Source organism: Streptomyces sp. NPDC051740 (genome assembly GCF_044453165.1).
In the GTDB taxonomy this organism is placed as follows: domain Bacteria; phylum Actinomycetota; class Actinomycetes; order Streptomycetales; family Streptomycetaceae; genus Streptomyces; species Streptomyces atrovirens.
Genome location: NZ_JBITCL010000018.1, coordinates 101,982 through 123,705, shown reverse-complemented (window position 1 = coordinate 123,705; position 21,724 = coordinate 101,982). Strand labels below are relative to the sequence as shown.

The following is a 21,724-nucleotide window of genomic DNA, read 5'->3' as shown; positions in this document are numbered from 1 at the left end:
GCGATCCGCAGCATCCTGGACGTCCGACAGCCAGAACGGAGAACCCCCGTGACGCTCAGGTTCATCGGCACCACTTCGGAGAACGGCAACTGCCCCACCCTGTACGAGATCGTCGAGACCGGGGAGATCCTCGTACAGGGCGACCGCGAGACCGACCACGGGCATCTGGCCCAGCTCCGGGACGTCAAGCCCTCGGAGACGTTCGTTCGAATTCCCCGCGAGTTGCTGACCCGCTTCGTGCCCGGCCTCGCTTCCCCGGCCGCCGACGCGCCGACGAAGGAGTAGACCGCGTGCCGGACCTGGTCACGTTCGACGAGATCACCCACCTCTTCACCGGCTTCCAGCACACCGCTTGGCGTCTTGAGACCCAGCGCGGCTATGCCACCGACCGGGACAGTCCGAACTGGCCTCGCTTCCGGAGGGGCGAGACCTTCGGCTACGACCCGACCAACCCTTGGCAGGCCACCGTCCGTCGGCAGACGCAGGCCGGGAAGCGGTACGAGCGGGTGCGCCTCGTCGACGACCCGCCCACCGAGGGCCAGCGATTCCTCCTCGCCACCGGGCTCGGAAACGTGTCCGCCGGTGAGGACATCCGCAACCTCTGGCGTACTGACGCCGTGCGTCTTGGACTACCGGACTACGACTTCTGGTTGTTCGACTCCCGCACCCTGGTGAAGTTCGTCATCGACGAACACGGCGTCACCCTCGGTCTCCAGGTCCTGGAGGACGCGGAGAACGTCGTGCGTGCCTGCCAGGCTCGTGATGCCGCATGGCATCACGCTGTGCCTACCGGCCGGTTCCAGGCACAGGTACCGTCGGGCAGGTGAGCGCCACCGACTACCAGTCCGGCCGCGAGGCCCTCGGCGCACGGCTGCGCGAGCTGCGCGGCGAGGCCGGCCTTCAGGGCAAGGAACTGGCCGATCGGCTGGGCTGGCAGCGATCGAAAGTATCCCGCCTCGAACATGGGAAGCAGACCGCGACGGCCGCCGACCTCCATGCCTGGGTGCAGGCCCTCGGCATCCCCACGGAGGCCGCCGACCTCCTGGGCCGGCTGCGGGGCCTGGAGTCCCGGCAACGGTCATGGCGCCGTCAGCTCGTCACCGGGCACCGGGCCGTGCAGGATCGCTACGTCGCCGCCTACCGGCGCACCACGACCGTCCGCGGCTACGAAGCCACCGTGATCCCCGGACTGCTCCAAACCCCCGGTTACGCCCGGCACCTGCTGCTCCTCAACGCCGACCTCATGCAGTCGCCGCGGGACACCGACGAAGCCGTGAGCGCCCGCATGAGACGGCAGGAGGTGCTGTACGAGGAGGGCCACAGCTTCCGCGTCCTGATCTGGGAAGGCGCGCTGCACGCCCATATCGGGCCCGGTGAAGTGATGGCAGGCCAGCACGACCGATTGATCGGGTTGATCGGCATGCCCCAGGTGGCGCTCGGGATCGTGCCGTTCAGGGCTCGACTGAAGCTGTCTCCGAAGCACGGATTCTGGATCTTCGATGAGGAGCGGGTGATTGTCGAGACGATCAACTCGGAGTTCGTTCTGGAGTCCACCGAGGATCTCACCCTGTACGGCCGTGTCTGGGACCGGCTCGATGCGACCGCCGTCTACGGGGAACAGGCCCGCCGGCTGATCGGCCGGGCGCGTGCCTCCCTCGACCTCGGCTGAACAACCTGCTACAACTCGGCAGTTCTCTCAGCAACCTGAAGCAATCGGCACACATGCCCGCAACCCGTCTCCGTACGGTCCTGGTCATGTCGCAAGCACCGAATCGCTTCACCGCCTGGAGGAAGACGTGACCGTCGCATTGGAGCAGCCAGCCGCGACACGAACCCGCGACCCGCGGGAACTTCTCAACGCAGTAGCCCCGCACATCACCGAACTCACCGTCAACGTCTTCGACTCCGGCATGAGCCTGTGGGACCGCGAGATCGCCCTGCTCCTGCGTGACCACACCATGGTCCGCGACATGGCCGAACGGATCCTCGGCAACGCCGTCATGTACGTCGTGGGATCCATCGAGAACCCCGGCGTCCACCTCGGCGTCGGCAAGCTCGTCGACATCGGCGTCCACCAGCTCATCCTGGACACACCCGTCTGGTGGGGCATCTGCCGTCGGTACAACGGCGGCCGGTTCAAGCACCACGCCCCCTTCATCCGGCGCCGCAGCGACGGCCTGTGCCTGCGCACCGGCGACTTCCTGAAGGACCAGGGCTGGGCGGTCGACGAGGAGCTGTGGGCCATCGACGGCGCGGACTGCTCACCGTGCGACGACAAGGTCCCCGACAGCCACTGAACCGGCACTACAGTCGCCCCCGCCCTCATGGCTTCCCGAGGGCGGGGGCTCCGGCATCCCGACGACCGAAGGAACCCCTGTGCCCGTACCACACGACATCGCTGCCGAGACCGAGCTGTGGGACGCGTACGCCGAGTCCGCGTTCAAGGACGACGCCGAGCCGTCGTTCTGCTGGACCCAGTACACCGGCCACGGCCCCGGCCCTGAACTCCTCGGCGCCCCGGAGACGGTCCTGGAGCTCGGTTGCGGCACGGGGCGGGCCCTCGCCCACCTCGCGCGACAGGGCGTGAAGGCGACCGGCGTGGACCTGTCCCCGCGGATGGCGCGGCGCGCGGGCGAGAAATGGGCACCGCTCGGAGTACGGATCGAGCAGGGCGAGGTCCTCGACTGGCTCGCCGCCGACCAGGGCCGGTACGACGCCGTGTACTCCGTCTTCGGCGCGGCCTGGTTCACCGATCCGTCCCGGCTGTTCCCCCTCGTGCGACGACACCTGGCTCCGGGGGGCGTGTTCGTGTTCTCCCAGCCGCCCGCGATCCCCGGTGCCTACGGACCGCAGGGCATGTACAAGGGCGGCTTCGCGGGCAGGGCGATGTACACCTACCGCTACAGCTACAAGCCCGCGGTGTGGGAGAGACACCTGCTCCGGGCCGGCTTCGCCTCGGCCGAGGCGTCGGTCGTGGACGCGCCGAGGCCGGGTCACATCGGCACGCTGATCGTGCGCGCCCGGTCCTGACCGGCCTTCCGGTAGGGGCGGGGTGGTGCCCCCGCCCCTACCGGGGTCCCTACGGGAGATTCGGGCGACGGGTGATCCCGGCGAAGCTCGGAAACTTCAAGGGCCGGGCCGTCGATGACGGCCCCGGAACGCGTCCGCGGGCAGTTCACGCGGCGGGAGAGCATGCGTGGGCCCCGTGTCCGCGACGGACCGCACGGACCGGTCGACGACTCGGTCCCGGTGATGCGACTGGACGCGCACCATGTGGTCGAGCTCCGCGATGCACGGGCCGCACGCGTACACGTCGCCCCTTCCGCCGGGCGTGGCGACGGAACCGATCCACAGGACGGCCACACCGTCACGGCGGCAGTACAGCCAGCACACGCCCGTCACCCACGCGTTGCCGTCACCGGTCCGCGCGGCCACGGGCCAGACGTCTCGCCACGGGCGCTCGACGGACGGGGCGAACATCACGCCTCACCCCCGGCGGCCCGTACCCGTCCGGCCGACTCCGTCGGCAGCTCGCTGGCCGCCTGGTCGCCGGTGTTCGGGCGGGGGCTCCGGTGCCTCACCGCGCCGCCCCCGGGCCGGGTCGGAGCGCGGAGGCGAGCGCACGGGCCGTGGCCACGTTGCAGCGCCCCAGGTCGATCAACGCGAGCGGAGCGGACCCGGCGCAGGAAGCCGCGTCGAGTCCGAGGGACGGCAACGTCACTCCCGCCGCCTTGAGCGCGTCACGCAGTTCCTCACACGCCCGTTCGGCGTCCTGCACCTGGTTCGTGGCCGTCCGCCGTCTGCCTGTCGTCGCCATGTCTGACACTCCGTACGTCGTTGTCGTCGGACGGGGCGGAATCTCGCGGCCCCCGGCCGGCTCCGCGTGCTCCCGTCGGCCTGTACCGGGGGTTGCGCAAGAGGGTTCGGGGCGTCAGAGCACCTCCCCTCTGCTGCGGGCGTTGGCCTTGGCGACCCGCGCCCTCAGCGGTGACTCCGCCCGTTCAAGGACGTGCAGCGGCCGCACGTCGGCGGGCAGCGCCGTCCACTCGGTGCCGCCGCCCTCGGGGCGCAGCCAGACGAATCCGTCCTGGTGGTCCATGACGATCCCGCGCATCTCCTGCCGTACGTCTTGCGCGAGTTCACCGACCGGGAGCCTGGTCGTCTCCAGTTCGGGGCGGGTGGGGTGGGGCGTGGTGCCAGTCGTCCTGCGTACACGGGAAGGCACGGGTGCGGCCTCATGCCGCTTCTCACTGTTCACGCCTCCAGCGTCACGGCGGGCGACGGCGGCCGGCCAGGGGGACGGTGTTCCGAACGGGGTTCCGGAACAGCCACCACCTGCGAGTTCTTACTTTTCGCACGCAGACTGTCACCGAACGCGACTATCGTTGGCGGGTGTCCCGTTCCCTCGGGGGACACGGAACGGCACGCCGACACGGCACACGGCAAGGGAGCACCGACCACCATGACCCAGCCCGCCCGGGACCTCGAACCCTCCCGCTCCGCCCGCGACCTGTACGGCGTCGAGCTGCGCCGCCAACGCCAGCTCTCCGGCCTGTCGTTGGACCGGCTGTCGGACATCGTCAACTACAGCAAGACGCATCTGCACGGAGTGGAGACGGGGGAACGTCTTCCGCTGCCGCCGATCTCGGAGAAGCTGGACGCGGCGTTCGGGACGGGGGCGTTGTTCCAGGGGCTGTGGGGGGCGGTGAAGCGGGAGTACTCGCCGAGGCGGTTCGATCATTGTCTGGAGCTGGAGGCTCGGGCGGTACGGATTCAGTCGTTCAACGCGAGTCTTGTTCCCGGACTGCTCCAGACTCCCGCGTACATGCGAGCGTTGTTCCTCGAAGGCGAGCGGGGCATGACCGCCCAGGGCATCGACGGCTTGGTGGCCGCCCGTCGAAGCCGGCAAGAGATTCTCCAGCGGGACGGCGCGCCGGAATGCTGGTGGATCCTCGGCGAAGCGGCCCTGCGACAGGCTGTGGGCGGGCCTGTGGTGATGCGCGAGCAGCTCGCAGCTCTGCTACCGCTGGTGAACACACGACGCACGACGATCCAGATCGCCCCGTTCGCTTTGGGCGCCTGCGCCCTGACCGCCGGGACACTCATCCTTCTCACGCTCCCGGACCGTTCGGTCACCGTGTACCAGGAGGGCGGCGGGTACGGAGAGATCTTCGACGACCGGAAGTTCGTCACGCGGAGCGTGGGAGACTTCGACTACATGAAGGCCTGCGCACTCTCGCCACGAGAGTCCGCGGCATGGATCGAAGCAGCGTTGGAGTCATACGGGCCATGCGAGTCACCTGGGATCTGAGTACCGCCCTTTGGCGCAAGTCCTCCTACAGCGACGGCCAACAGGGGGGTGAGTGTGTTGAGGTCTGCGACGGCTTCCCTGGCACGATCCCCGTCCGTGACAGCAAGGACGCCACCGGCCCCGTCCTGGTGATGAACGCCGCCTCTTGGCAACCATTCATCAATGGCGTCAAGGACGGCTTTCTGTAGGGCAGTTACGCGGAACGAGCCTTGGCGATGCCCCAGAACCCACTCCGGAACGAGGAGCATGGCGGGTCACTCAGCCCGTGACGGCCTCCTCCAGCTTCGCCAGCCCCAGGTCCTCCTTTTGGTCGGCCTCATCGCGTTTCTTGTAGGCAGCGCGGACCGTATTAGCGATGCGGTCACGGTCGGGCTGGGTGAGGACGGGAACAGGGATCGCCTTGCACAGATCGAGATGGATGTCCTGCTGCTTGCCACCCGTCGAGCAGGCACGCAACAGCCGGAACAGCGCCTCTGAGCGGATCAACGCGTACAGGTAGGCACCTGGGTACTCCGAGGTTCCGGAGCGAATCCGCAGGAAGTCCTCAGAATAGGCGAGGTTGGCCCACTCGCCCGTCACAAGGACGGAACGCCCGTACACCTCGTTCTCGCCGAGCGTCCCACGGGCAGCAACCAGCAGCGTCTCGTCATCGGCCAACACCTCATCCGGTGTGAACGCCTTGCTGATCCACCGTCCTTCCGGCCGTGACCAGAACGCCTGTCGCTGCCCAACCAGTCGGTAGCTGTACGTGTCGCCAGGCTCACCATCGACACGTTGGAACCGTACGCCTCGACTCAGCTGTCCCCCCTCACAAACCTCTCCCAACGACACACACTCCCGCTCCCCCAGCCGCTCCAGAATCCGCCGCGCCCTCGGTTGGAAGTTGAGCGCACGCAAGCTCGTCGCCGTGACGCCGCTCTGCGCGAACCCCAGGTCCCGCCCCTGCTCGTGCCACCGCAGATCCAGCAGCTCCTCGATCCCGGCCGTGCGGAACAGATCCCGCGTCGACGCCTCCAGTCCCGCCTGGAACTCCGCCCTCAGCTCGGCTGCACCATGGACAAGTTCGTGGATCTCGTTCTCCACGGCATCCCCGAAGCGAGGCACCGGAAGATCCTCGATGTGGTGCGGCTCGATGTGCTTGACGGCCGACCCATACACCTTGCCCTTGACTAGCGCCTCACCGAACCGGCTGGCCAGGAAAGCGTGCAGGTACCCCGGCTGGATCCTGCCCTCGTCCGGTACCACCTTGAGCACGTCCTGTGACGACCAGTATCCGTCCATGTCCGGCCGGACGTACGACCGCCGCCCGGCGTTGAACCCCGAGCAGGAGATCAGCGTCGTGCCGGACCTCAGCTTCAGGTAGCCCAGTTGCCGCGACAGCGCGTCGGTCTTCCGGAGCCGCGGCAGCGCGCCGAAGTCGGCGATCAGCATGTCCTTGCTGCCGACGAACGGCACGCTGTGGTCGGAATCAGTGAGATACACCCGCTTGAACTGCGGACCGTTGTAGAGGCCGCCGGCATGCCCCGCCGTAACCTCCTTCAGCGGAACCTTCTCCACCGGTAGCTGCTCCAGCAGCCGCTGCGTGGCGAACGCCCCCGACAGATAGGGCTTGGCATCCAGCCGCAGCCCCTGCCGGTTCATCCACCCCCGCCGCGCCGGGTTCCCCGCCTCCGCGACCTTCACGCCGCCTCCCCCTTCACCCAGGGAAGCTCATGCCCGTGCTCCTTCAGGAACACGTGGTACAAGTCGATCACGTTGGGCCGTACGACGATGTCCTTCTCGGTCCGGTCCCGCAGAGCGAGGAGGTCGTTGTCCAGGATCCGCTTGCGCCGCTTGATCTGCCGGGGCACGACGACGTTTCCGACATAGATGTCGTCGTTCTCCCAGTACTCCTGCCACTCGTACTCGCCGCGCGGGTCCCGTACGTACAGGCGGTTGCCGCGCCGGTCGTGGCCGACCTTCTCGACGACGGCCATGAAGACCGGATAGTCGGCGGCACCGTACAGGCGCTCTTCCCGCTTCTCCTCCTCGGTCTTCTTCCGCAGGAACAACATCGTGGTGAGGATGTTGACGCCGGCGCCGAAGACGAAGGGCTCCACGGGGAGTTCGACGCTGGCCATCACCCAGCACTCGTCGAGGATGTACCGGCGTACCGCCTCGTCGTCGGGGCCCGGGTTGGACAGGATGCCGTTGGGGAGGACGATCCCGATGCGCCCGCCCGGCCTGACCCACTCCACGCACTTCTGCACGAACAGCCGCTCGGGCGGAACGGAGGCGGCGGGCTTGCCGCGCTTGAGCGAGCCGTCGCCCTTCTCCTTGTCCTTGCTCCAGTCGTAGGCGATGCTCGCGTCCTTCTCCCCGCCGAACTCGTCCGTCCGGAACAGTTCCAGGGTCGGCCCGGTGACGGGGATGTCGGTGCCGAAGGGCGGGTTGGTGAGCAGCACGTCGACCTGGCCGGCGCCGATGCGGTCCTCGCGTTCCTTCGCGGGCCAGTAACCGGGCTTGTCCGCGCCCTCGCGGGGGAACTTGAGCGAGTCCACCTGGAAGGTGTTGCCCTTGACCTTGGTCATCATCATGATGCCGAAGGAGGCGGCGCGGGTGAGGAACGGGTCGAAGTCCATGCCGAAGACGCGATCCTTGGCGTAGCGCGCGAGTTCGGGACGGTACTCCGTCTCCAGCCTGGCCTTCTCCTGGAGGGACAGGCCCCGCCCGAAGTCGGGCAGCCCCTCCCGGTGAAGCACGTGCAGCAGGGTCTCGCGCAGGAAGCCGCCGGTACCGCAGCACGGGTCGAGAACGGTCTCGTCGAGCTGCGGGTCGAGCAGTTCGACCATGAAGCGGGTCGCGACGTTCGGGGTGAAGTACTGGCCGCGGTCGCCGCGCAGGTTCTCGCCGACGAGTTCCTGGTAGGCGGCGCCGATCGCGTCCAGGGAGGTGCCGTGCAGGGGGTAGGTGGACAGTTCGCCGGTGATGAAGGTGAGCGCGGCGTCGTTGAGGGTGAGCCGGTCGTACTCGGTGAACTGCTGTGCCTCCGCGTAGGCCTCCTTGACCTCCTTGAAGAGCTCCCGTACCCGGTCGGCGACGGCCTTGCTGCCCTCGTCGCTCTTGGCGAGGGCCGCGAGTTCCGTCGTGTCGACGTAGAACCGGGGCTCACGGCCCTGCTCGCGCACCAGCTCCTCGTCGTGCAGCTTGGCGAACAGGACGTAGAGGAACTGCCAGAACGCGGCGTCCTTGGGCAGGCCCTCGTTGCCGTGGATGAAGTCGTGGCAGCGGCGGAAGGCGAACTTGAGCATCGTCTCGTCGGCACTGCGCATGATGCCGAGCGAGGAGATGTTGCCCTGGGCGTCGAAGAGGCTGGCGTCACCGCGGGGCCAGTTCGCCAGCGGCAGGTACTGGTCCTCGAAGAGCTTCGGGTCGCGACGGATGAAGTAGAGGTCCTTGTCGTCCGTCCACATGCCGTACACGCAGTCCGGCCCGGCCGCGTGCATCAGGTCGGCGACCTCGTCGACCTGTTCCTTGGCCCGCGCGAAGGTGCGGATCTTGGAGACGGTACGGCTGTCGCTGCGAGGCGGCTTGATGACCACGATCCGGCGGATGTTCTCCCTCTTGGGCTCCTCGCCCTCCGGGATCGAACCGTGCTCGAAGATCGCGATACTCACGCGCTTGCGCGACTTGCGGCCGGTCTTCCGGTTCTCCACCTGGAGCGGGAAGTCGGCCCGCATGTCGCGCGGGTCGATGCCGTACTGGTGGACGAGCGCGCGGGCGATGCGCTGCCGCACCTCCTCCATCGGGGTGTGCTTGACGACCTTGTCGCCGCCGGAGATGTAGTCGAAGATCTCGTCGTCCTGGAGCTTGCGCGGCTCCGCACTCTCGGCGGTTTCCTCCTGCGCCGACTCTTTACCGGGCCCTTTCGACTTCCCCTTGGACGCCGGCTTAGCCCTCTGCTCGTCCCCCCCGGGGATATCGAAGCCCAGCTGTTCCTCACCCATCGCGTCCGCGCCCACCTTGTCCCGTATTGCCACAATCCACACGACCCGCTCCGCACGGGCGGCACCGCCCAAGAGTAGGGCAGCGCGGAACCGGTTCCTTACCGCTCCGCGCCGCCCACACTCCGTGGTCACCGCCGAGGCGTGCGCTCCCTCATTCCTCGGCGCTCCCGCCCTGCGCAGCGGCGTCCTCGGCGATCTGGACCAGGGAGCGGCCGTCCGGTCCGACCCAGTACTTCGTCCCCTGGACCTGCTGCTCGTTACCCATCGCCTCGCCTCGGATGCGGCGAACCAGCCGGGAGGGAGAATAGGCCTGGCCATCGACAGCCCAGACGAGAGGAGCGCTCTTATTGTTCCGCCAATGCGCGACTCCTCGTCTCCGGTCCTCCTGGATCCAGCGAGGCAGGTTCTTGTGGTCTGCTTCAGTGTCGGGACGCAGCTCCAACTGCGTTCCATCTTTGATGAGCCCCTGCTCGACAATGACCGTGACAGCGCGGGCGCTGCGACCGCCGGCGGCGGGCTGCGCTTCGGAACCCGCCCCGAACGAGGGCTTCAGATCCGCCGTAGCCACCATCCGCGCCATCTCGGATTCGGGGTTCACCGGCTCATCGGCTTCCGCCGGAGTCTCCGCGGGCAAGGCCTGCCCCCGCAGACGCTCGTACAGCCTCTCAGTAATCTCCGGCGCTCGCTCCGTCGATGCGACGGCCTTGGCGAGACGAACCCTCGATCCGTACGCGCCGTAGAGAACGTCGAGCAAGAGCGGCACCGACCGCCGCACCAACGACGGCACTGTGGCCAGTCGCTCCGACCAGGCCGGCCCTGCCTCCTCGACATCAAGGTCACCGGTCTCCAGGACACGGAAGAGGACGTGGGTCAGAAGAAGGTCGCCGGACTCCGCCAGCTGCCGCAGACGGGTCCTCCTGCCCGGGTCGACCTCCTGCAGCGCAGCACGCACCGCGCGGAGGAGGCCGACACAGCGCCAGACCCGGTGGGCGGTCGGCAGAGGACCGAATATCTGCTGGTAGTTGATCTTCTCCCAGAGCCACGCCGGATTCTGTCTGGCCGCCGCCGCGCAGCCCGGGTCCGGATGTACGGCGGCGAGGGCGAACGCGGCCTCCTCCATCGTGCAGCCCTCGTCCGGCTTGGGCTCGCCCTCGCCCCGCTTGCGGGAGTAGGTGAGGCCGAGTGATAGCTGGAAGTCTTCCTGCAGGTCTACCTGCTCCTGCTCCAGCGCCCTGAAGTCCCGGGCCTCGATGGGGTTCTGCGTGTTGGCCGCGATCGTGATCGCGTCACCGAAGTTCTCCGGGCAGTCCTCCAAGGAAATGATCCGGACCTGCACCCGGGCCTGAGCGACCAGGTCGGGATGGGACTCCGCCACGGCGCGAATCGCGTCGCCGGTCTGGGCGCCGTTGATGACGCTCGCACCCTCCAGGCGGAGCCCCACGGGCGCCCACTTGGCGGGAGGATCCACGCCGTTGCCGTCAAGCCTCTCGCAGACCAGGGTGATACCACCGTTCAGATAGAGGAAATGGCTCGGGTGCTTGATCAGCGAGTTGCGGATCCCGGAGTTCACCTCAGTGTCCTCAAGCACATCACGGACATTGCGGTCGGTGAGGAGATCGCGGTTTCCGCCGGCGTACCAGGCGGCCACCGTGGCGGCGGGGACGGTGCCGTAGTAGAGAGGGAAGGGCTTCTCCCGCCTGCCCGGACTGTCCAGGTCGAAGACGAGGTTCACCTTCCGCTGGGGCTTCTCCAGGACGAAGTGGTACATGTCGAGGAGGTTGACGATCTTCACCTCGACAAGGCCCGGATCACGCGGGTGCAGGGCCTGTATCTGCCGTCCCAACCGACTCCGGGTGTTGTCGTGCAGCTCTTTTCCGACGTCACCGTTGACGAGCGCGAGAATGAGAGTCACGCGTGGCTGCGGCGTCCTCAACGCTCGGGTCAAGGCGTCGACGTGCGGGGCCATCTTCGGACCGAACTGGTCGAATTCCCGGTTGAAGAGGAAGCGCAAGCCGTCCACAACAGCGGCGACGTCAGCATTCTTGAACCCTGCGGTCCCTTTCTCGCTCCACTTGGCCTGGACGACGAAGATTTCCCGGCCTGTGACCGCGACGGCGTCGAACCCCTCGTCCCTGCTACCGTCGGTGATCGCGCCTGCCGCATCCTCGGCGCTCATGCCCACCACGTACTGCAGGGAGAGGGCAGCCACCGCTCGACTGAGGAACATCTGTTTCTCGGTGGGGTGGCCCGCCACGTCCTCCGCGATTTCCAGCGGGTCGTACCGCTCGGTCAGCTTCTTGGCCAGCCTCCGAGCCTGGACCGGGTAGGGCACGAATCCCCCTCTTTCACCACCGACGACTTCCGCAGGCCTTGCGGATATCGAGCGAGGCTACCCCGGAGACCAGACTGTTCCCTCCTCCTTCGCGGAACAAGCTCTCCGCCCCGAAGTCGAGCAGCGGATGGACCACAAGCATCTTCAAAGACGCCCTCGCGCTCGCCGATCATCAGCGCCGCTTGGCACCCGACGGGTTCCCTTGGCGCGTCGGGCTCCGCCTACTGAGCCCACACACGGCCGGAGCGCCGTGTCCCCGCCCGTCCGGGAGGGACACGGCGCTCCGCCGCGCCGAGGCCCACCGGTCAGGTCCGCAGCAGGTCCGTCGCCTGTCCGACCCCCGGAACGCCGCCGACCGACCGCGCCTGGGCGACCGGCCCGGTCACCTCCCGCGAGTCCACCGGCCGGAAGTCGGCGACCTGGGTGCCGACGCCGTTGTCGAGCGGGTCCACGCCCGTGCCGGCGAGCGGGTTGGGCTTGAGGTCCGCGACCGTGCCCACGGCCCGGCCGGCGCCGTCGAGGAGCGGGGCGGAGTCCGCGGCCGACGCCGTCGCCGCGCCGGCCCCGAGCGCCACCGAGGCGGTGGCGAGAACGGCCAGGGCGCGTCGGACGGTCGGCGTCTTGGGCGCCTTGTGTCGGGCCATCGCTCTGCCACCTGCCACCTTCGGTGAGTGATCGGTTCGACGCGAAGAGTAGTTGAGGTGTGACGCGCGCTTCAAAGCCGTACCGCGGGGCGTACGCCGCGCGGGCGATGCCTCAAACTGGTGTCCCGTGAGCTCCTCCCAGTCGTCCATATCCGCGCGAGTCGTGCTGCTCTGCGGCCCCTCCGGCTCCGGCAAGTCCCTCATCGCGGCCCGTTCCGGGCTTCCCGTGCTGCGCCTCGACGACTTCTACAAGGAGGCCGACGACCCGACCCTCCCCCTCGTGGCGGGCAGCACGGACATCGACTGGGACCACCCCGGCTCCTGGGACGCGGACACCGCCGTCGCCGCGATCGAGCGGCTGTGCCGCACGCGTCGTACGCCGGTTCCCGTCTACGACATCTCGCTGAGCGCCCGTACGGGTGAGACGGCCGTCGACATCGGCGGGACCCCGCTGTTCATCGCCGAGGGCATCTTCGCCGCGGAGATCGTCGAGCGCTGCCGTGAACTCGGTCTGCTGGCCGACGCGCTGTGCCTGAACCGCGGCCCGGTGCGGACGTTCCGGCGGCGGTTCCTGCGGGATCTGAAGGAGGGCCGCAAGTCGGTGCCGTTCCTGCTGCGCCGCGGCTGGAGGCTGATGCGGCAGGAGCGGACGATCGTGGCCCGTCAGACGGCGCTGGGCGCGTACGCCTGCGACCGGGACGAGGCGCTGGGCCGGCTGGCGAGGGCGGCGGTCGCCGGGCGTACGGCGCCGACGGGTACCAGCACGGCGGCCTAGCGGCCCCGGCGCACATACGAAAGGCGGGACTGGGCGGGCCCCCCGGCCCTCCAGTCCCGCTGTTCCGCACTCCCCCGTGATCCCCCGTGTCCTCCCCGGATCCCTCCTGGTCCCCCGGATCCGCAGAGGTCCCCCGTGACCCCCTCGTGCTTCCCCCTCCGGTCCCCCGCTCGTCACGGCGACGTCCCCCGACATCCCCGCGCTCCCCCACTCGTCACGGCGACGTCCCCCGACATCCCCGCGCTCCCCCACTCGTCACGGCGACGTCCCCCGACGCCCCCGTGTCCCCCCACTCGTCACGGCGACGTCCCCCGACATCCCCGCGCTCCCCCGCTCGTCACGGCGACGTCCCCCGACATCCCCGTGACTCCCCCGTACCCTCAGGCGACAAGCTCCCCGAAGGCGTTCTCCTCGTCACGGCCGAAGCTGAGGACCTCGTCCTCGCGCAGCCGGCGGAGCGACCGCCAGATGCTGGACTTCACCGTGCCGACACTGATGCCGAGGATGTCCGCGATCTCCGGGTCCGTGCGGCCCTCGTAGTAGCGCAGGACCAGCATGGTGCGCTGGAGCTCGGGCAGCCGGGCCAGCGCCTGCCACAGCACGGCGCGCAGCTCGGTGCCGCGCATCGCGTCCGTGTCACCGGCCGTCTCCGGCAGTTCCTCGGTCGGGTACTCGTTCAGCTTGCGGCGGCGCCACGCGCTGATGTGCAGGTTGGTCATGGTGCGGCGGAGGTATCCGCCGACCGCCGCCTTGTCACTGATCCGGTCCCACGCCCGGTAGGTCGAGAACAGCGCGCTCTGCAGCAGGTCCTCGGCCTCGAAGCGGTCGCCGGTCAGGTGGTAGGCGGTGGCGTACAGGGAGGCACGGCGCTCCTGGACGTAGGCGGTGAACTCCGCCTCCGACAGCGAGCGGCGCTCCCCCGAGCCCTCCCCGTACGCGTTCCCCCCGTCCGTCTCCCCCGTGGGTGCGTCAACCACCGTCATGATCGTGGTGTGCTGACGCCCGGTGCCGCGGGCGCACCCCCGCATGCCCGCCGCACCGGACTTCTCGGAACCCCGGTGCACGTCGTGCAGACGCGTGATCACTGCGCTGGTGCTGGTGCCGTGCAGCGTGTTCATCTCGCGCCCCCCGTCGTGGACTTCCGGTGTTCTGCCGTGCTGTTGTGCTTGTGCCGAAAAGCTTGCCCGGGGACCTTCATGGCCGTGTCTGCCGACTGTCACAGGCGTGTCACAGAGGCCGGTCACGGTGGGCCCACAGATCCTTCACAGGCGTCCGTGCGCGTAGCGGCACGTATGCGTGCTCAATGGGCATCTGCCGTCCACGGGTCGATCAGGGAGGCCGCCATGGGCCAGAATGGGTCTGTGCCTTCCCTGTTGCTGATCGAGGACGACGACGCCATCCGTACGGCCCTGGAGCTCTCACTGACGCGCCAGGGTCACCGGGTGGCGACCGCTGCCAGCGGTGAGGACGGTCTGAAGCTGCTGCGTGAGCAGCGGCCGGATCTGATCGTGCTGGATGTGATGCTGCCCGGCATCGACGGGTTCGAGGTGTGCCGGCGCATCCGGCGCACGGACCAGTTGCCGATCATCCTGCTGACCGCGCGCAACGACGACATCGACGTGGTGGTCGGGCTGGAGTCCGGCGCCGACGACTACGTCGTCAAACCGGTCCAGGGCCGGGTGCTGGACGCCCGGATCCGGGCGGTGCTGCGGCGCGGGGAACGGGAGTCCACCGACTCGGCGACCTTCGGCAGCCTGGTCATCGACCGTTCGGCGATGACGGTGACGAAGAACGGCGAGGACCTCCAGCTGACGCCGACCGAGCTGCGGCTGCTGCTCGAGCTGAGCCGGCGGCCGGGGCAGGCGCTGTCCCGGCAGCAGTTGCTGCGGCTGGTGTGGGAGCACGACTACCTGGGCGACTCGCGTCTGGTGGACGCGTGTGTCCAGCGGCTGCGCGCCAAGGTCGAGGACGTGCCGTCGTCCCCGACCCTGATCCGTACCGTGCGCGGTGTCGGCTACCGACTGGATCCGCCTCAGTGACACAGGAGCACGACGGGGAGACCCGCGGCTGGTCCGCGGCGCGCAAGGGAGTCTGGTCACGGCTGCGGTTCACCAGCCTGCGGCTGCGGCTGGTCGTGGTGTTCGGGCTGGTCGCGCTCACCGCCGCGGTGTCCGCGTCCGGCATCGCGTACTGGCTGAACCGCGAGTCGGTGCTGACCCGTACCCAGGACGCGGTGCTGCGCGACTTCGAGCAGGAGATGCGCAACCGGGCGGGCTCGCTGCCCGAGCGTCCGACGCAGGACGAACTGCAGCACACCGCCGGGCAGATGGCGAACAGCAGCCAGCGCTTCACCGTGCTGCTGGTCGCCGAGAACCCCGACGGGCGGACCGTGTACGGCAGTTCGGGCGGGCTGAACGGCTTCTCGCTGCAGGACGTGCCGGTCTCGCTGCGCGAGGCGGTGACCGAGCAGCAGGAGATCACGTCGAACAACGAGTACCCGCACCATCTGTACTGGCAGCGGATCGTCGACGGCGGCACCCCGTACCTGGTGGCGGGGACGCGGGTGATCGGCGGCGGGCCGACCGGCTACATGCTGAAGTCGCTGGAGCCGGAGGCCAAGGACCTCAACTCGCTGGCCTGGTCGCTGGGGATCGCCACCGGGCTGGCGCTGATAGGTTCCGCGCTGCTCGCGCACGCGGCGGCCACGACGGTGCTGAAGCCGGTGCAGCGGCTCGGCGTCGCCGCGCGGCGGCTCGGTGAGGGGAAGCTGGACACCCGGCTGCGGGTGTCGGGCACCGATGAGCTGGCGGATCTCTCCCGGACGTTCAACAAGGCGGCCGAGGCGCTGGAGAAGCGGGTGGCGGACATGGCGGGGCGCGACGAGGCGTCCCGGCGGTTCGTGGCGGACATGAGCCATGAGCTGCGTACGCCGCTGACCGCGATCACGGCGGTGACGGAGGTCCTGGAGGAGGAGCTGGAGTCCGAGGGCGGCGGCATCGACCCGATGATCGAGCCCGCGGTACGGCTGGTGGTGAGCGAGACCCGGCGGCTGAACGACCTGGTGGAGAACCTGATGGAGGTGACCCGCTTCGACGCGGGCACCGCCCGGCTGGTCCTCGACGACGTCGACATGTCCGACCAGATCACCGCCTGCATCGACGCGCGTGCCTGGCTGGACGCGGTCGACCTGGACGCCGAGCGCGGCATCCACGCCCGGATCGACCCGCGCCGGCTGGACGTGATCCTGGCGAACCTGATCGGGAACGCGCTCAAGCACGGCGGGTCGCCGGTACGGGTCTCGGTACGGGAGGACGGCGCGGAGGGCGCCGGGGACGGGGGCACGGTGGTCATCGAGGTGCGGGACCACGGTCCTGGCATCCCGGAGGAGGTCCTGCCGCACGTCTTCGACCGCTTCTACAAGGCGAGCGCCTCGCGGCCGCGTTCCGAGGGAAGTGGGCTGGGTCTGTCCATCGCGCTGGAGAACGCCCATATCCACGGTGGCGAGATCACCGCGGCCAACTCCCCCGAGGGCGGTGCCGTGTTCACCCTGCGGCTGCCGCGGGACGTGTCCGCGCAGAGCCCTTCGGAGAAGGACGGCGCCATCGAGGACGAGGGCGCCGAGGGGGACGCCTGATGAACGTACGGACCACCCCGCGGCGTACGCGGGGACTGCTCGCGGTGGGGGCGCTCGCGGCGCTGCTCGCCGGGTGCGGGATACGGGCCACGGAGGTGCCGACCGACTTCGGTCCCGCGCCGTCGCGGGTGCGCTGCTCCCCGGCCGGGCCGGAGGCGTCGACGCCGGCGGAGCGGGGGCTGCCGGTGCAGGTGTTCCTGCTGTGCGGGTCGTCGCTGGTGGCCGTCGACCGGACGGTGCGGGTGCCGGACGGGGCGGCGGACTCGCGGCGCGTGCTGGTGGCGCAGGGGCTGCTGGACGAGTTGTCGCGGGAGCCGTCGGACGCCGAGCAGCGGACCGGGTACAGCACGCGGGTACGGCGTGGGATGACCGTGGGCAGTCCGCGGCCCGGTGATCCCGAGGACACGCTGCGGCTGAGCAGCTCGCCCGCGGACCTCACCTCCGCCGGGCTCGCGCAGATCGTGTGCACCTTCTCCGACTCGGCGGCGGCCGAGGGCGACGGCTCGGTGATCCTGGGCGGCCCCGACGACGCCCGGCCGCGCCGCTACGAGTGCACGGACGAGGTCCGGTCCCGTCCGGACGAGGAGGAAGCGCCGTCCTCGGAGGCCACCGGCGGGTGAGCGCGCGGCTGTGGCGCACGCCTCATGCGGTGAACGGGTGACGTCCCGGAACCGATCGTGCCGAAGGCCGCGTCTAGGGGGGCGTGCAGCGTCAAGGCCTCATCGGCGGCTCCGCCGCGACCCGTATCCGTGTGACAGGGGGTCTCCTCCTGGGCGCGTATCTCGCGTTCGTCGCCTGGTACACGCTGCGCCCCCTGGACGTCCCCTGGGTGATGCCCGCCAATCTGCGGCCGCTGGACGGCATCCGGGGCGACTTCGCGCTGGGCTGGACGACGGGGGTCCGCCGGGTCTGCGAGGGGCTGGCGCTGCTCGCGCCGCTGGGTGTGCTGCTGCCGATGGCCGGGGGCCGGCAGGCCGTCTCGCGGCTGGGTTCGCTGATCCGCACCACGGCGGCGACCGCGCTGGTGTCACTGGCCGTCGAGATGCTGCAGACGGCGGTGCCGGGCCAGGTCGTGGACGTCGACTCGCTGCTCCTGAACACGGCGGGCGCGGCGCTCGCGCATGCGGCGGTGGTGCCGGCGGGCCGCGCCTGGCTGCGCCGCCGGACGGTACGGCGCTCCGTCACGCCCCTCCTCCCGGAGGAGCCGGCTCAGGGTAGGACCCCGACGATTCCCAGGGTCGGGATCGCCCCATGGAGCGACGCTTTGCCCCCTTCGTCTCCGTAACGTGGAGTGCACGGAGGCAGCCGCTCGGGAGGCCTCGCACCACTCACGAAGGAGCCGCGATGAGCCGCCTCGTCCGCCCCACCGACAACCGCATGATCGGCGGAGTGTGCGCCGCGCTGGCCCGGCGCTTCGGTACCTCCGCGACCACGATGCGGGTGATCTTCCTGCTGTCGTGCCTGCTTCCGGGCCCGCAGTTCCTGCTGTACGTGGCGCTGTGGATCCTGTTGCCGTCGGAGGACAAGGCCAGGGCTGCCTGGTAGCTCCGCGGCGCCGCCTCCCGCGAGTACGCCGACGGGGCGCGACCCGGTTCCGGGTCGCGCCCCGTCGCCGCGTTTCCGCCTGGCGGGATCAGGCGCCGATCGGCATCCCGTTGAGGGCGACGCCCTGGGCGGGCAGCTCCTTCAGCGGCATGCCGCCGAGGAGACCGGTCGGGGCCTCGGGGCCCACCTGCCGGGCGACCGGCCGCGCGGTCGCCACGCCGGTGCCGGCCAGCTCCTCGCCCGCCGCCAGCGCCCGGTCCGAGCCGGGCAGCGCGGTGGACAGCTTCTCCGCCGGTACGGCCCGGTTGACGGTGTCCAGCGCCGGGGCGGCGTCCGGGACGGCCGGGGCCGCGTTGGCGGCGCCGGCACCGGCGGCGGCGAAGGCGGCACCCAGCACGGCGACACCGAGGGTCTTGGCAGCAGACTGCTTCATGTAAATGCGTCCTCGAAATGGGATACGGGGAGTGAGCGGTGCTGAGACCGTAAACACGGGGCCCCTCCCGCCGCAAACATCGGAATGCGGACGGATGGTGAACGTCGACGGTGTTCACGTTTCCCGCGGACGCCGATCTCAGCTTTCCGTTACCGGAGAACCGCTGGTGGAGGCCGTCTGACGGAACAGCCATTCGGACTTCAGCTCGGCGTATCCGGGCTTGACGACGTCATTGATCATGGCCAGTCGTTCATCGAAAGGAATGAACGCGGATTTCATCGCATTGACGGAGAACCACTGCATGTCGTCGAGCGTGTAACCGAATGCGTCGACCAGGTGCTCGAATTCCCGGCTCATGGTGGTGTGGGACATCAAGCGGTTGTCGGTGTTCACCGTGGCCCGGAAGTGCAGTCGGCGCAGCAGGCCGATGGGGTGCTCGGCGTACGAGACGGCGGCCCCGGTCTGGAGGTTGGAGCTCGGGCAGAGTTCCAGCGGGATGCGCTTGTCCCGGACGTAGGAGGCCAGCCGGCCGAGTTCGACCGTGCCGTCGTCGCGGACCCGGATGTCGTCGATGATGCGCACCCCGTGCCCCAGCCGGTCGGCGCCGCACCACTGGAGGGCCTGCCAGATGGACGGCAGCCCGAACGCCTCGCCGGCGTGGATCGTGAAGTGGTTGTTCTCCCGCTTCAGGTACTCGAAGGCGTCGAGGTGCCGGGTGGGCGGGTAGCCGGCCTCGGCGCCCGCGATGTCGAAGCCGACGACACCCAGGTCCCGGTAGCGGTTGGCGAGTTCGGCGATCTCCAGGGAGCGGGCGGCGTGCCGCATCGCGGTGAGCAGGGCGCCGACCCGGATGCGCCGGCCGTTCTCCCGCGCACGCCGCTCCCCCTCCCGGAAGCCCTCGTTGACCGCCTCGACGACCTCTTCGAGGGTCAGTCCGCCTTCGAGGTGCTGCTCGGGCGCGTAGCGCACCTCGGCGTAGACGACACCGTCCTCGGCGAGGTCCTCGGCGCACTCGGCGGCGACCCGGACGAGGGCGCCACGGGTCTGCATGACGCCGACGGTGTGCGAGAACGTCTCCAGGTACCGCTCCAGGGAGCCGGAGTCGGCGGCCTCCCTGAACCACAGGCCGAGCTTGTCGGGATCGGTCTCGGGAAGCCGGCGGTACCCGCTCTCGCGGGCCAGGTCCACGACGGTGCCGGGGCGCAGCCCGCCGTCGAGGTGGTCGTGCAGCAGAACCTTGGGCGCCCGGCGGATCTGCTCCGTCGTCGGGGTGTTCGCGATGGTCTGGCTCGTCATTTCCGCACTCTAACTCCTACGCGCGTAGATCACCGGATGGGCGGAGGCGCCGATACGTAACAGTGATCGCACGGCCGGGTGGAGTACACCCGCACTTCTGAGAATGTTCTGTCATGGCACAGGAAGCGATGCCGGTTCGTACGGCCCGGCTGGGGAGGGCGCTCGGCCCGGAGCCGACGGCGGTGGGCGGAGTGGTGCTGCTGCTCCCCGGCGGCGAGGAGGTGTCCGGCCGCAGACCGTCCGCCGTGCTGGCGGCCGCCTCCGTACGCGCTCTGGGGCGCCGTCTCGCCCGCGCGGGCCGCGACGAGAGCCTCGCCGCCCATGTCGTCCACTACCGCTACCGGGGCTGGAACGGCAGCGAGGCGCATCTCGCGCGCGACGCCGCATGGGCCGCCGACGAGGCCGTACGGCGCTACGGAGACGTCCCCGTCTGCCTCGCCGGACTCGGCATGGGCGGCAGGGCCGCGCTCCGCGCGGGAGGCCACGAGGCCGTCAACTCCGTGCTGGCGCTGGCCCCCTGGCTGCCGGACGAGGATGTGGCGGCGCCACCCGAACCGGTGAGACAGCTCGCCGGGCGGCGGGTGCTGATCGTGCACGGCACGAATGACGCGCGCAGCGATCCCGAGTTGTCGTTCCGGCTGGCGGCGCGGGCGAAGAAGGCGAACCGGGAGGTGTGCCGGTTCGAAGTCCATTCGGACGGGCACGGGTTGAGTCAGTACCGGGACGAAGTGCTGGCGCTGTCGGAGGACTTCGTGATGGGGGTGTTGTTCGGGCGGGCGTTCTCGCGGCCCGTGCAGGATGCCTTGGCGGCGCCTCCGCCGTTGGGGTTGCGGATGCCGTTGGCCGCCGGGTTCGGGAAGTCCTTGCGGCGGTAGCACCGGGGGAGGGCCGTCCGGCCCGTGCGGGTTTTCTGTGGCTTGTCGCGCGGTTCCCCGCGCCCCTGGGGCGTTTCCGGCGGCTCTCGGCCGGGCGCCGGGCGCCGGGGGCCTCGTGAGACGCCGGGCACCCCGCCGGGCCCACCCGCTCCAGCCCGGGGGCGGCTTCGGGATTCGCCGGAAGCGCCCTGAGAGGTCGTCCCATCCGGTGTCGAGGGCGCCCGGCATGAGCGGGGCGAGTTGGTGCGAGCGCGGGTGGTACCGATGGCCTGACGGGTCGCTGATCTGCGGGATCACTCACTCCGAGTCTGCGACACGGGTCCGGTGAACGCGCCTGCGGTATGCGTCGAGGGTGCCGCCGTCGTCGATCCACGTGGAAACGCATCCCGCGGTGTCCGTATCGAGCAGCACCATGTCGAGGTCCTCGGCCTCGACGCCCCGCAGGCCGGCGGGGACTCGGCGTCGCGGGGTTCCCGCCGGAGAAGGGTTGCGTTCCGGCTCCGCCCGGATCTGGTCAACTGGCCGCACTCCTGCATGCGGCAGGGTCTGCGGGATGTGCTCAGGAGCTCAGGCTGCGGTAGCGGACGAGGGTGCGGGCAAGGCCCGTGAAGGCGAGAAAGTGCTCGGCCTCGCGCTCGTAGCGGCGGTGGAGCCGGCGGCAGCCGGCGAGCCGGGCCATGATCCGTTCGATGGTCCGGTGATGTCGCTCGAACCGCCGTGCGGTCTCGACGCCCCTGCGGGCGACGCGGTGCCGGATGCCGCGCCGGGACAGCCATCGCCGCAGAGGGCGACGGTCGTAGCCCTTGCCGGCATGGAGCTTGCCGGGCTTACGTCGACGAGGACCCCGGCGGGACCGGACGGGCGGTGCGCCCTTCACGAGACGGGGTCGCGGG

General features: G+C 69.8%; 23 protein-coding genes and 1 pseudogene. 14 read left to right on the top strand and 10 right to left on the bottom strand.

Annotated features, from left to right (window positions below):
* Nucleotides 1-48 precede the first annotated feature (48 nt).
* The 5 genes from ACIA6T_RS26905 (at nt 49) to ACIA6T_RS26885 (ending at nt 3,030) form a co-directional block, all read left to right on the top strand.
* Entirely contained in the window at nt 49-285 is a 237-nt protein-coding gene (locus ACIA6T_RS26905; protein ID WP_399449047.1) for a hypothetical protein, read from the top strand.
* Nucleotides 286-290: 5 nt separating this feature from the next.
* Nucleotides 291-827 carry a DUF6879 family protein gene (locus tag ACIA6T_RS26900; RefSeq protein WP_399449046.1) on the top strand — a complete coding sequence of 179 codons (537 nt, stop codon included), beginning with the start codon at nt 291-293 and terminating at the stop codon, nt 825-827.
* Entirely contained in the window at nt 824-1,669 is an 846-nt protein-coding gene (locus ACIA6T_RS26895; RefSeq protein ID WP_399449045.1) for a helix-turn-helix domain-containing protein, read from the top strand. Before ACIA6T_RS26900 ends, ACIA6T_RS26895 begins: the two co-directional genes overlap by 4 nt.
* 127 nt (nt 1,670-1,796) lie before the next feature.
* A complete protein-coding gene (locus tag ACIA6T_RS26890) occupies nt 1,797-2,297 on the top strand; it encodes a hypothetical protein (protein WP_399449044.1) in 501 nt (166 codons plus the stop codon).
* Between the two features lie 79 nt (nt 2,298-2,376).
* Nucleotides 2,377-3,030 carry a class I SAM-dependent methyltransferase gene (locus ACIA6T_RS26885; RefSeq protein WP_399449043.1) on the top strand — a complete coding sequence of 218 codons (654 nt, stop codon included), beginning with the start codon at nt 2,377-2,379 and terminating at the stop codon, nt 3,028-3,030.
* 547 nt (nt 3,031-3,577) lie between these two features.
* On the opposite strand, the gene ACIA6T_RS26880 is transcribed toward ACIA6T_RS26885, so the two are convergent.
* Nucleotides 3,578-3,817 (bottom strand): hypothetical protein, encoded by a 240-nt coding sequence (locus tag ACIA6T_RS26880; RefSeq protein WP_399449042.1) that lies wholly within the window; start codon nt 3,815-3,817, stop codon nt 3,578-3,580.
* Between the two features lie 114 nt (nt 3,818-3,931).
* Complete coding sequence (locus ACIA6T_RS26875; RefSeq protein WP_399449041.1) at nt 3,932-4,258, bottom strand: hypothetical protein; 327 nt, start codon at nt 4,256-4,258, stop codon at nt 3,932-3,934.
* A gap of 204 nt (nt 4,259-4,462) precedes the next feature.
* Between ACIA6T_RS26875 and ACIA6T_RS26870 the strand changes: the two genes are divergently transcribed.
* On the top strand, nt 4,463-5,311 hold the full coding sequence (locus ACIA6T_RS26870) for a helix-turn-helix transcriptional regulator (RefSeq protein ID WP_399449040.1): 849 nt from the start codon (nt 4,463-4,465) through the stop codon (nt 5,309-5,311).
* Nucleotides 5,257-5,499, top strand: a complete 243-nt coding sequence (locus ACIA6T_RS26865; RefSeq protein ID WP_399449039.1) for a DUF397 domain-containing protein — start codon at nt 5,257-5,259, stop codon at nt 5,497-5,499. Before ACIA6T_RS26870 ends, ACIA6T_RS26865 begins: the two co-directional genes overlap by 55 nt.
* Nucleotides 5,500-5,569: 70 nt before the next feature.
* On the opposite strand, the gene ACIA6T_RS26860 is transcribed toward ACIA6T_RS26865, so the two are convergent.
* The 4 genes from ACIA6T_RS26860 to ACIA6T_RS26845 all read right to left on the bottom strand — a co-directional run bounded on the left by ACIA6T_RS26860 (nt 5,570) and on the right by ACIA6T_RS26845 (nt 12,273).
* Entirely contained in the window at nt 5,570-6,994 is a 1,425-nt protein-coding gene (locus ACIA6T_RS26860; RefSeq protein ID WP_399449038.1) for a restriction endonuclease subunit S, read from the bottom strand.
* Nucleotides 6,991-9,339, bottom strand: coding sequence for a restriction endonuclease subunit M (locus ACIA6T_RS26855; protein WP_399449037.1), 2,349 nt, complete (start codon nt 9,337-9,339; stop codon nt 6,991-6,993). Before ACIA6T_RS26855 ends, ACIA6T_RS26860 begins: the two co-directional genes overlap by 4 nt.
* A 109-nt stretch (nt 9,340-9,448) precedes the next feature.
* Nucleotides 9,449-11,629, bottom strand: a complete 2,181-nt coding sequence (locus tag ACIA6T_RS26850; protein ID WP_399449035.1) for an AIPR family protein — start codon at nt 11,627-11,629, stop codon at nt 9,449-9,451.
* A gap of 305 nt (nt 11,630-11,934) precedes the next feature.
* A complete protein-coding gene (locus ACIA6T_RS26845) occupies nt 11,935-12,273 on the bottom strand; it encodes a hypothetical protein (RefSeq protein ID WP_399449034.1) in 339 nt (112 codons plus the stop codon).
* Between the two features lie 127 nt (nt 12,274-12,400).
* Here ACIA6T_RS26845 and ACIA6T_RS26840 point away from each other — a divergent pair, with 127 nt between their 5' ends.
* Nucleotides 12,401-13,048: a uridine kinase gene (locus ACIA6T_RS26840; RefSeq protein ID WP_399449033.1), complete on the top strand. Its 648-nt coding sequence runs from the start codon at nt 12,401-12,403 to the stop codon at nt 13,046-13,048.
* A gap of 380 nt (nt 13,049-13,428) precedes the next feature.
* Here the strand turns inward: ACIA6T_RS26840 and ACIA6T_RS26835 are convergent, their stop codons facing one another.
* Entirely contained in the window at nt 13,429-14,166 is a 738-nt protein-coding gene (locus tag ACIA6T_RS26835; RefSeq protein ID WP_399449032.1) for a SigE family RNA polymerase sigma factor, read from the bottom strand.
* 243 nt (nt 14,167-14,409) lie between these two features.
* On the opposite strand from ACIA6T_RS26835, the gene afsQ1 reads away from it, so the two are divergent.
* The 5 genes from afsQ1 (at nt 14,410) to ACIA6T_RS26810 (ending at nt 18,227) form a co-directional block, all read left to right on the top strand.
* Nucleotides 14,410-15,087, top strand: coding sequence for a two-component system response regulator AfsQ1 (afsQ1, locus tag ACIA6T_RS26830; RefSeq protein ID WP_158075115.1), 678 nt, complete (start codon nt 14,410-14,412; stop codon nt 15,085-15,087).
* Entirely contained in the window at nt 15,084-16,682 is a 1,599-nt protein-coding gene (locus ACIA6T_RS26825) for an ATP-binding protein (RefSeq protein ID WP_399449031.1), read from the top strand. The genes afsQ1 and ACIA6T_RS26825 overlap by 4 nt, the downstream gene beginning before the upstream one ends.
* Nucleotides 16,682-17,302 (top strand): hypothetical protein, encoded by a 621-nt coding sequence (locus tag ACIA6T_RS26820; RefSeq protein WP_399449030.1) that lies wholly within the window; start codon nt 16,682-16,684, stop codon nt 17,300-17,302. The genes ACIA6T_RS26825 and ACIA6T_RS26820 overlap by 1 nt, the downstream gene beginning before the upstream one ends.
* 83 nt (nt 17,303-17,385) lie before the next feature.
* Nucleotides 17,386-17,967 carry a VanZ family protein gene (locus ACIA6T_RS26815; protein WP_399449029.1) on the top strand — a complete coding sequence of 194 codons (582 nt, stop codon included), beginning with the start codon at nt 17,386-17,388 and terminating at the stop codon, nt 17,965-17,967.
* 59 nt (nt 17,968-18,026) lie between these two features.
* Nucleotides 18,027-18,227 carry a PspC domain-containing protein gene (locus ACIA6T_RS26810; RefSeq protein ID WP_399449028.1) on the top strand — a complete coding sequence of 67 codons (201 nt, stop codon included), beginning with the start codon at nt 18,027-18,029 and terminating at the stop codon, nt 18,225-18,227.
* 88 nt (nt 18,228-18,315) lie between these two features.
* On the opposite strand, the gene ACIA6T_RS26805 is transcribed toward ACIA6T_RS26810, so the two are convergent.
* Together ACIA6T_RS26805 and ACIA6T_RS26800 are read right to left on the bottom strand one after the other, a co-directional pair.
* Nucleotides 18,316-18,660: an ATP-binding protein gene (locus ACIA6T_RS26805; RefSeq protein ID WP_399449027.1), complete on the bottom strand. Its 345-nt coding sequence runs from the start codon at nt 18,658-18,660 to the stop codon at nt 18,316-18,318.
* Nucleotides 18,661-18,798: 138 nt separating this feature from the next.
* The gene (locus ACIA6T_RS26800) at nt 18,799-19,956 is read right to left on the bottom strand and encodes an adenosine deaminase (protein WP_399449026.1); all 1,158 of its coding nucleotides are present in this window, start codon (nt 19,954-19,956) and stop codon (nt 18,799-18,801) included.
* A 113-nt stretch (nt 19,957-20,069) separates the two neighbouring features.
* Between ACIA6T_RS26800 and ACIA6T_RS26795 the strand changes: the two genes are divergently transcribed.
* Nucleotides 20,070-20,831, top strand: a complete 762-nt coding sequence (locus ACIA6T_RS26795) for an alpha/beta hydrolase (RefSeq protein ID WP_399449025.1) — start codon at nt 20,070-20,072, stop codon at nt 20,829-20,831.
* A 559-nt stretch (nt 20,832-21,390) separates the two neighbouring features.
* Here ACIA6T_RS26795 and ACIA6T_RS26790 read toward each other — a convergent pair.
* Nucleotides 21,391-21,711, bottom strand: a pseudogene (locus tag ACIA6T_RS26790) (IS5/IS1182 family transposase); the annotation flags it as partial.
* Nucleotides 21,712-21,724 lie beyond the last annotated feature (13 nt).

What these genes read in the sequence shown, in the direction of transcription:
- ACIA6T_RS26880 (WP_399449042.1), bottom strand. Translation starts at nt 3,817, where the DNA reads ATGGCGACGACAGGCAGACGGCGGACGGCCACGAACCAGGTGCAGGAC.
- ACIA6T_RS26870 (WP_399449040.1), top strand. Translation starts at nt 4,463, where the DNA reads ATGACCCAGCCCGCCCGGGACCTCGAACCCTCCCGCTCCGCCCGCGAC.
- ACIA6T_RS26865 (WP_399449039.1), top strand. Translation starts at nt 5,257, where the DNA reads ATGGATCGAAGCAGCGTTGGAGTCATACGGGCCATGCGAGTCACCTGG.
- ACIA6T_RS26845 (WP_399449034.1), bottom strand. Translation starts at nt 12,273, where the DNA reads ATGGCCCGACACAAGGCGCCCAAGACGCCGACCGTCCGACGCGCCCTG.
- ACIA6T_RS26835 (WP_399449032.1), bottom strand. Translation starts at nt 14,166, where the DNA reads ATGAACACGCTGCACGGCACCAGCACCAGCGCAGTGATCACGCGTCTG.
- ACIA6T_RS26820 (WP_399449030.1), top strand. Translation starts at nt 16,682, where the DNA reads ATGAACGTACGGACCACCCCGCGGCGTACGCGGGGACTGCTCGCGGTG.
- ACIA6T_RS26810 (WP_399449028.1), top strand. Translation starts at nt 18,027, where the DNA reads ATGAGCCGCCTCGTCCGCCCCACCGACAACCGCATGATCGGCGGAGTG.
- ACIA6T_RS26805 (WP_399449027.1), bottom strand. Translation starts at nt 18,660, where the DNA reads ATGAAGCAGTCTGCTGCCAAGACCCTCGGTGTCGCCGTGCTGGGTGCC.
- ACIA6T_RS26800 (WP_399449026.1), bottom strand. Translation starts at nt 19,956, where the DNA reads ATGACGAGCCAGACCATCGCGAACACCCCGACGACGGAGCAGATCCGC.
- ACIA6T_RS26795 (WP_399449025.1), top strand. Translation starts at nt 20,070, where the DNA reads ATGGCACAGGAAGCGATGCCGGTTCGTACGGCCCGGCTGGGGAGGGCG.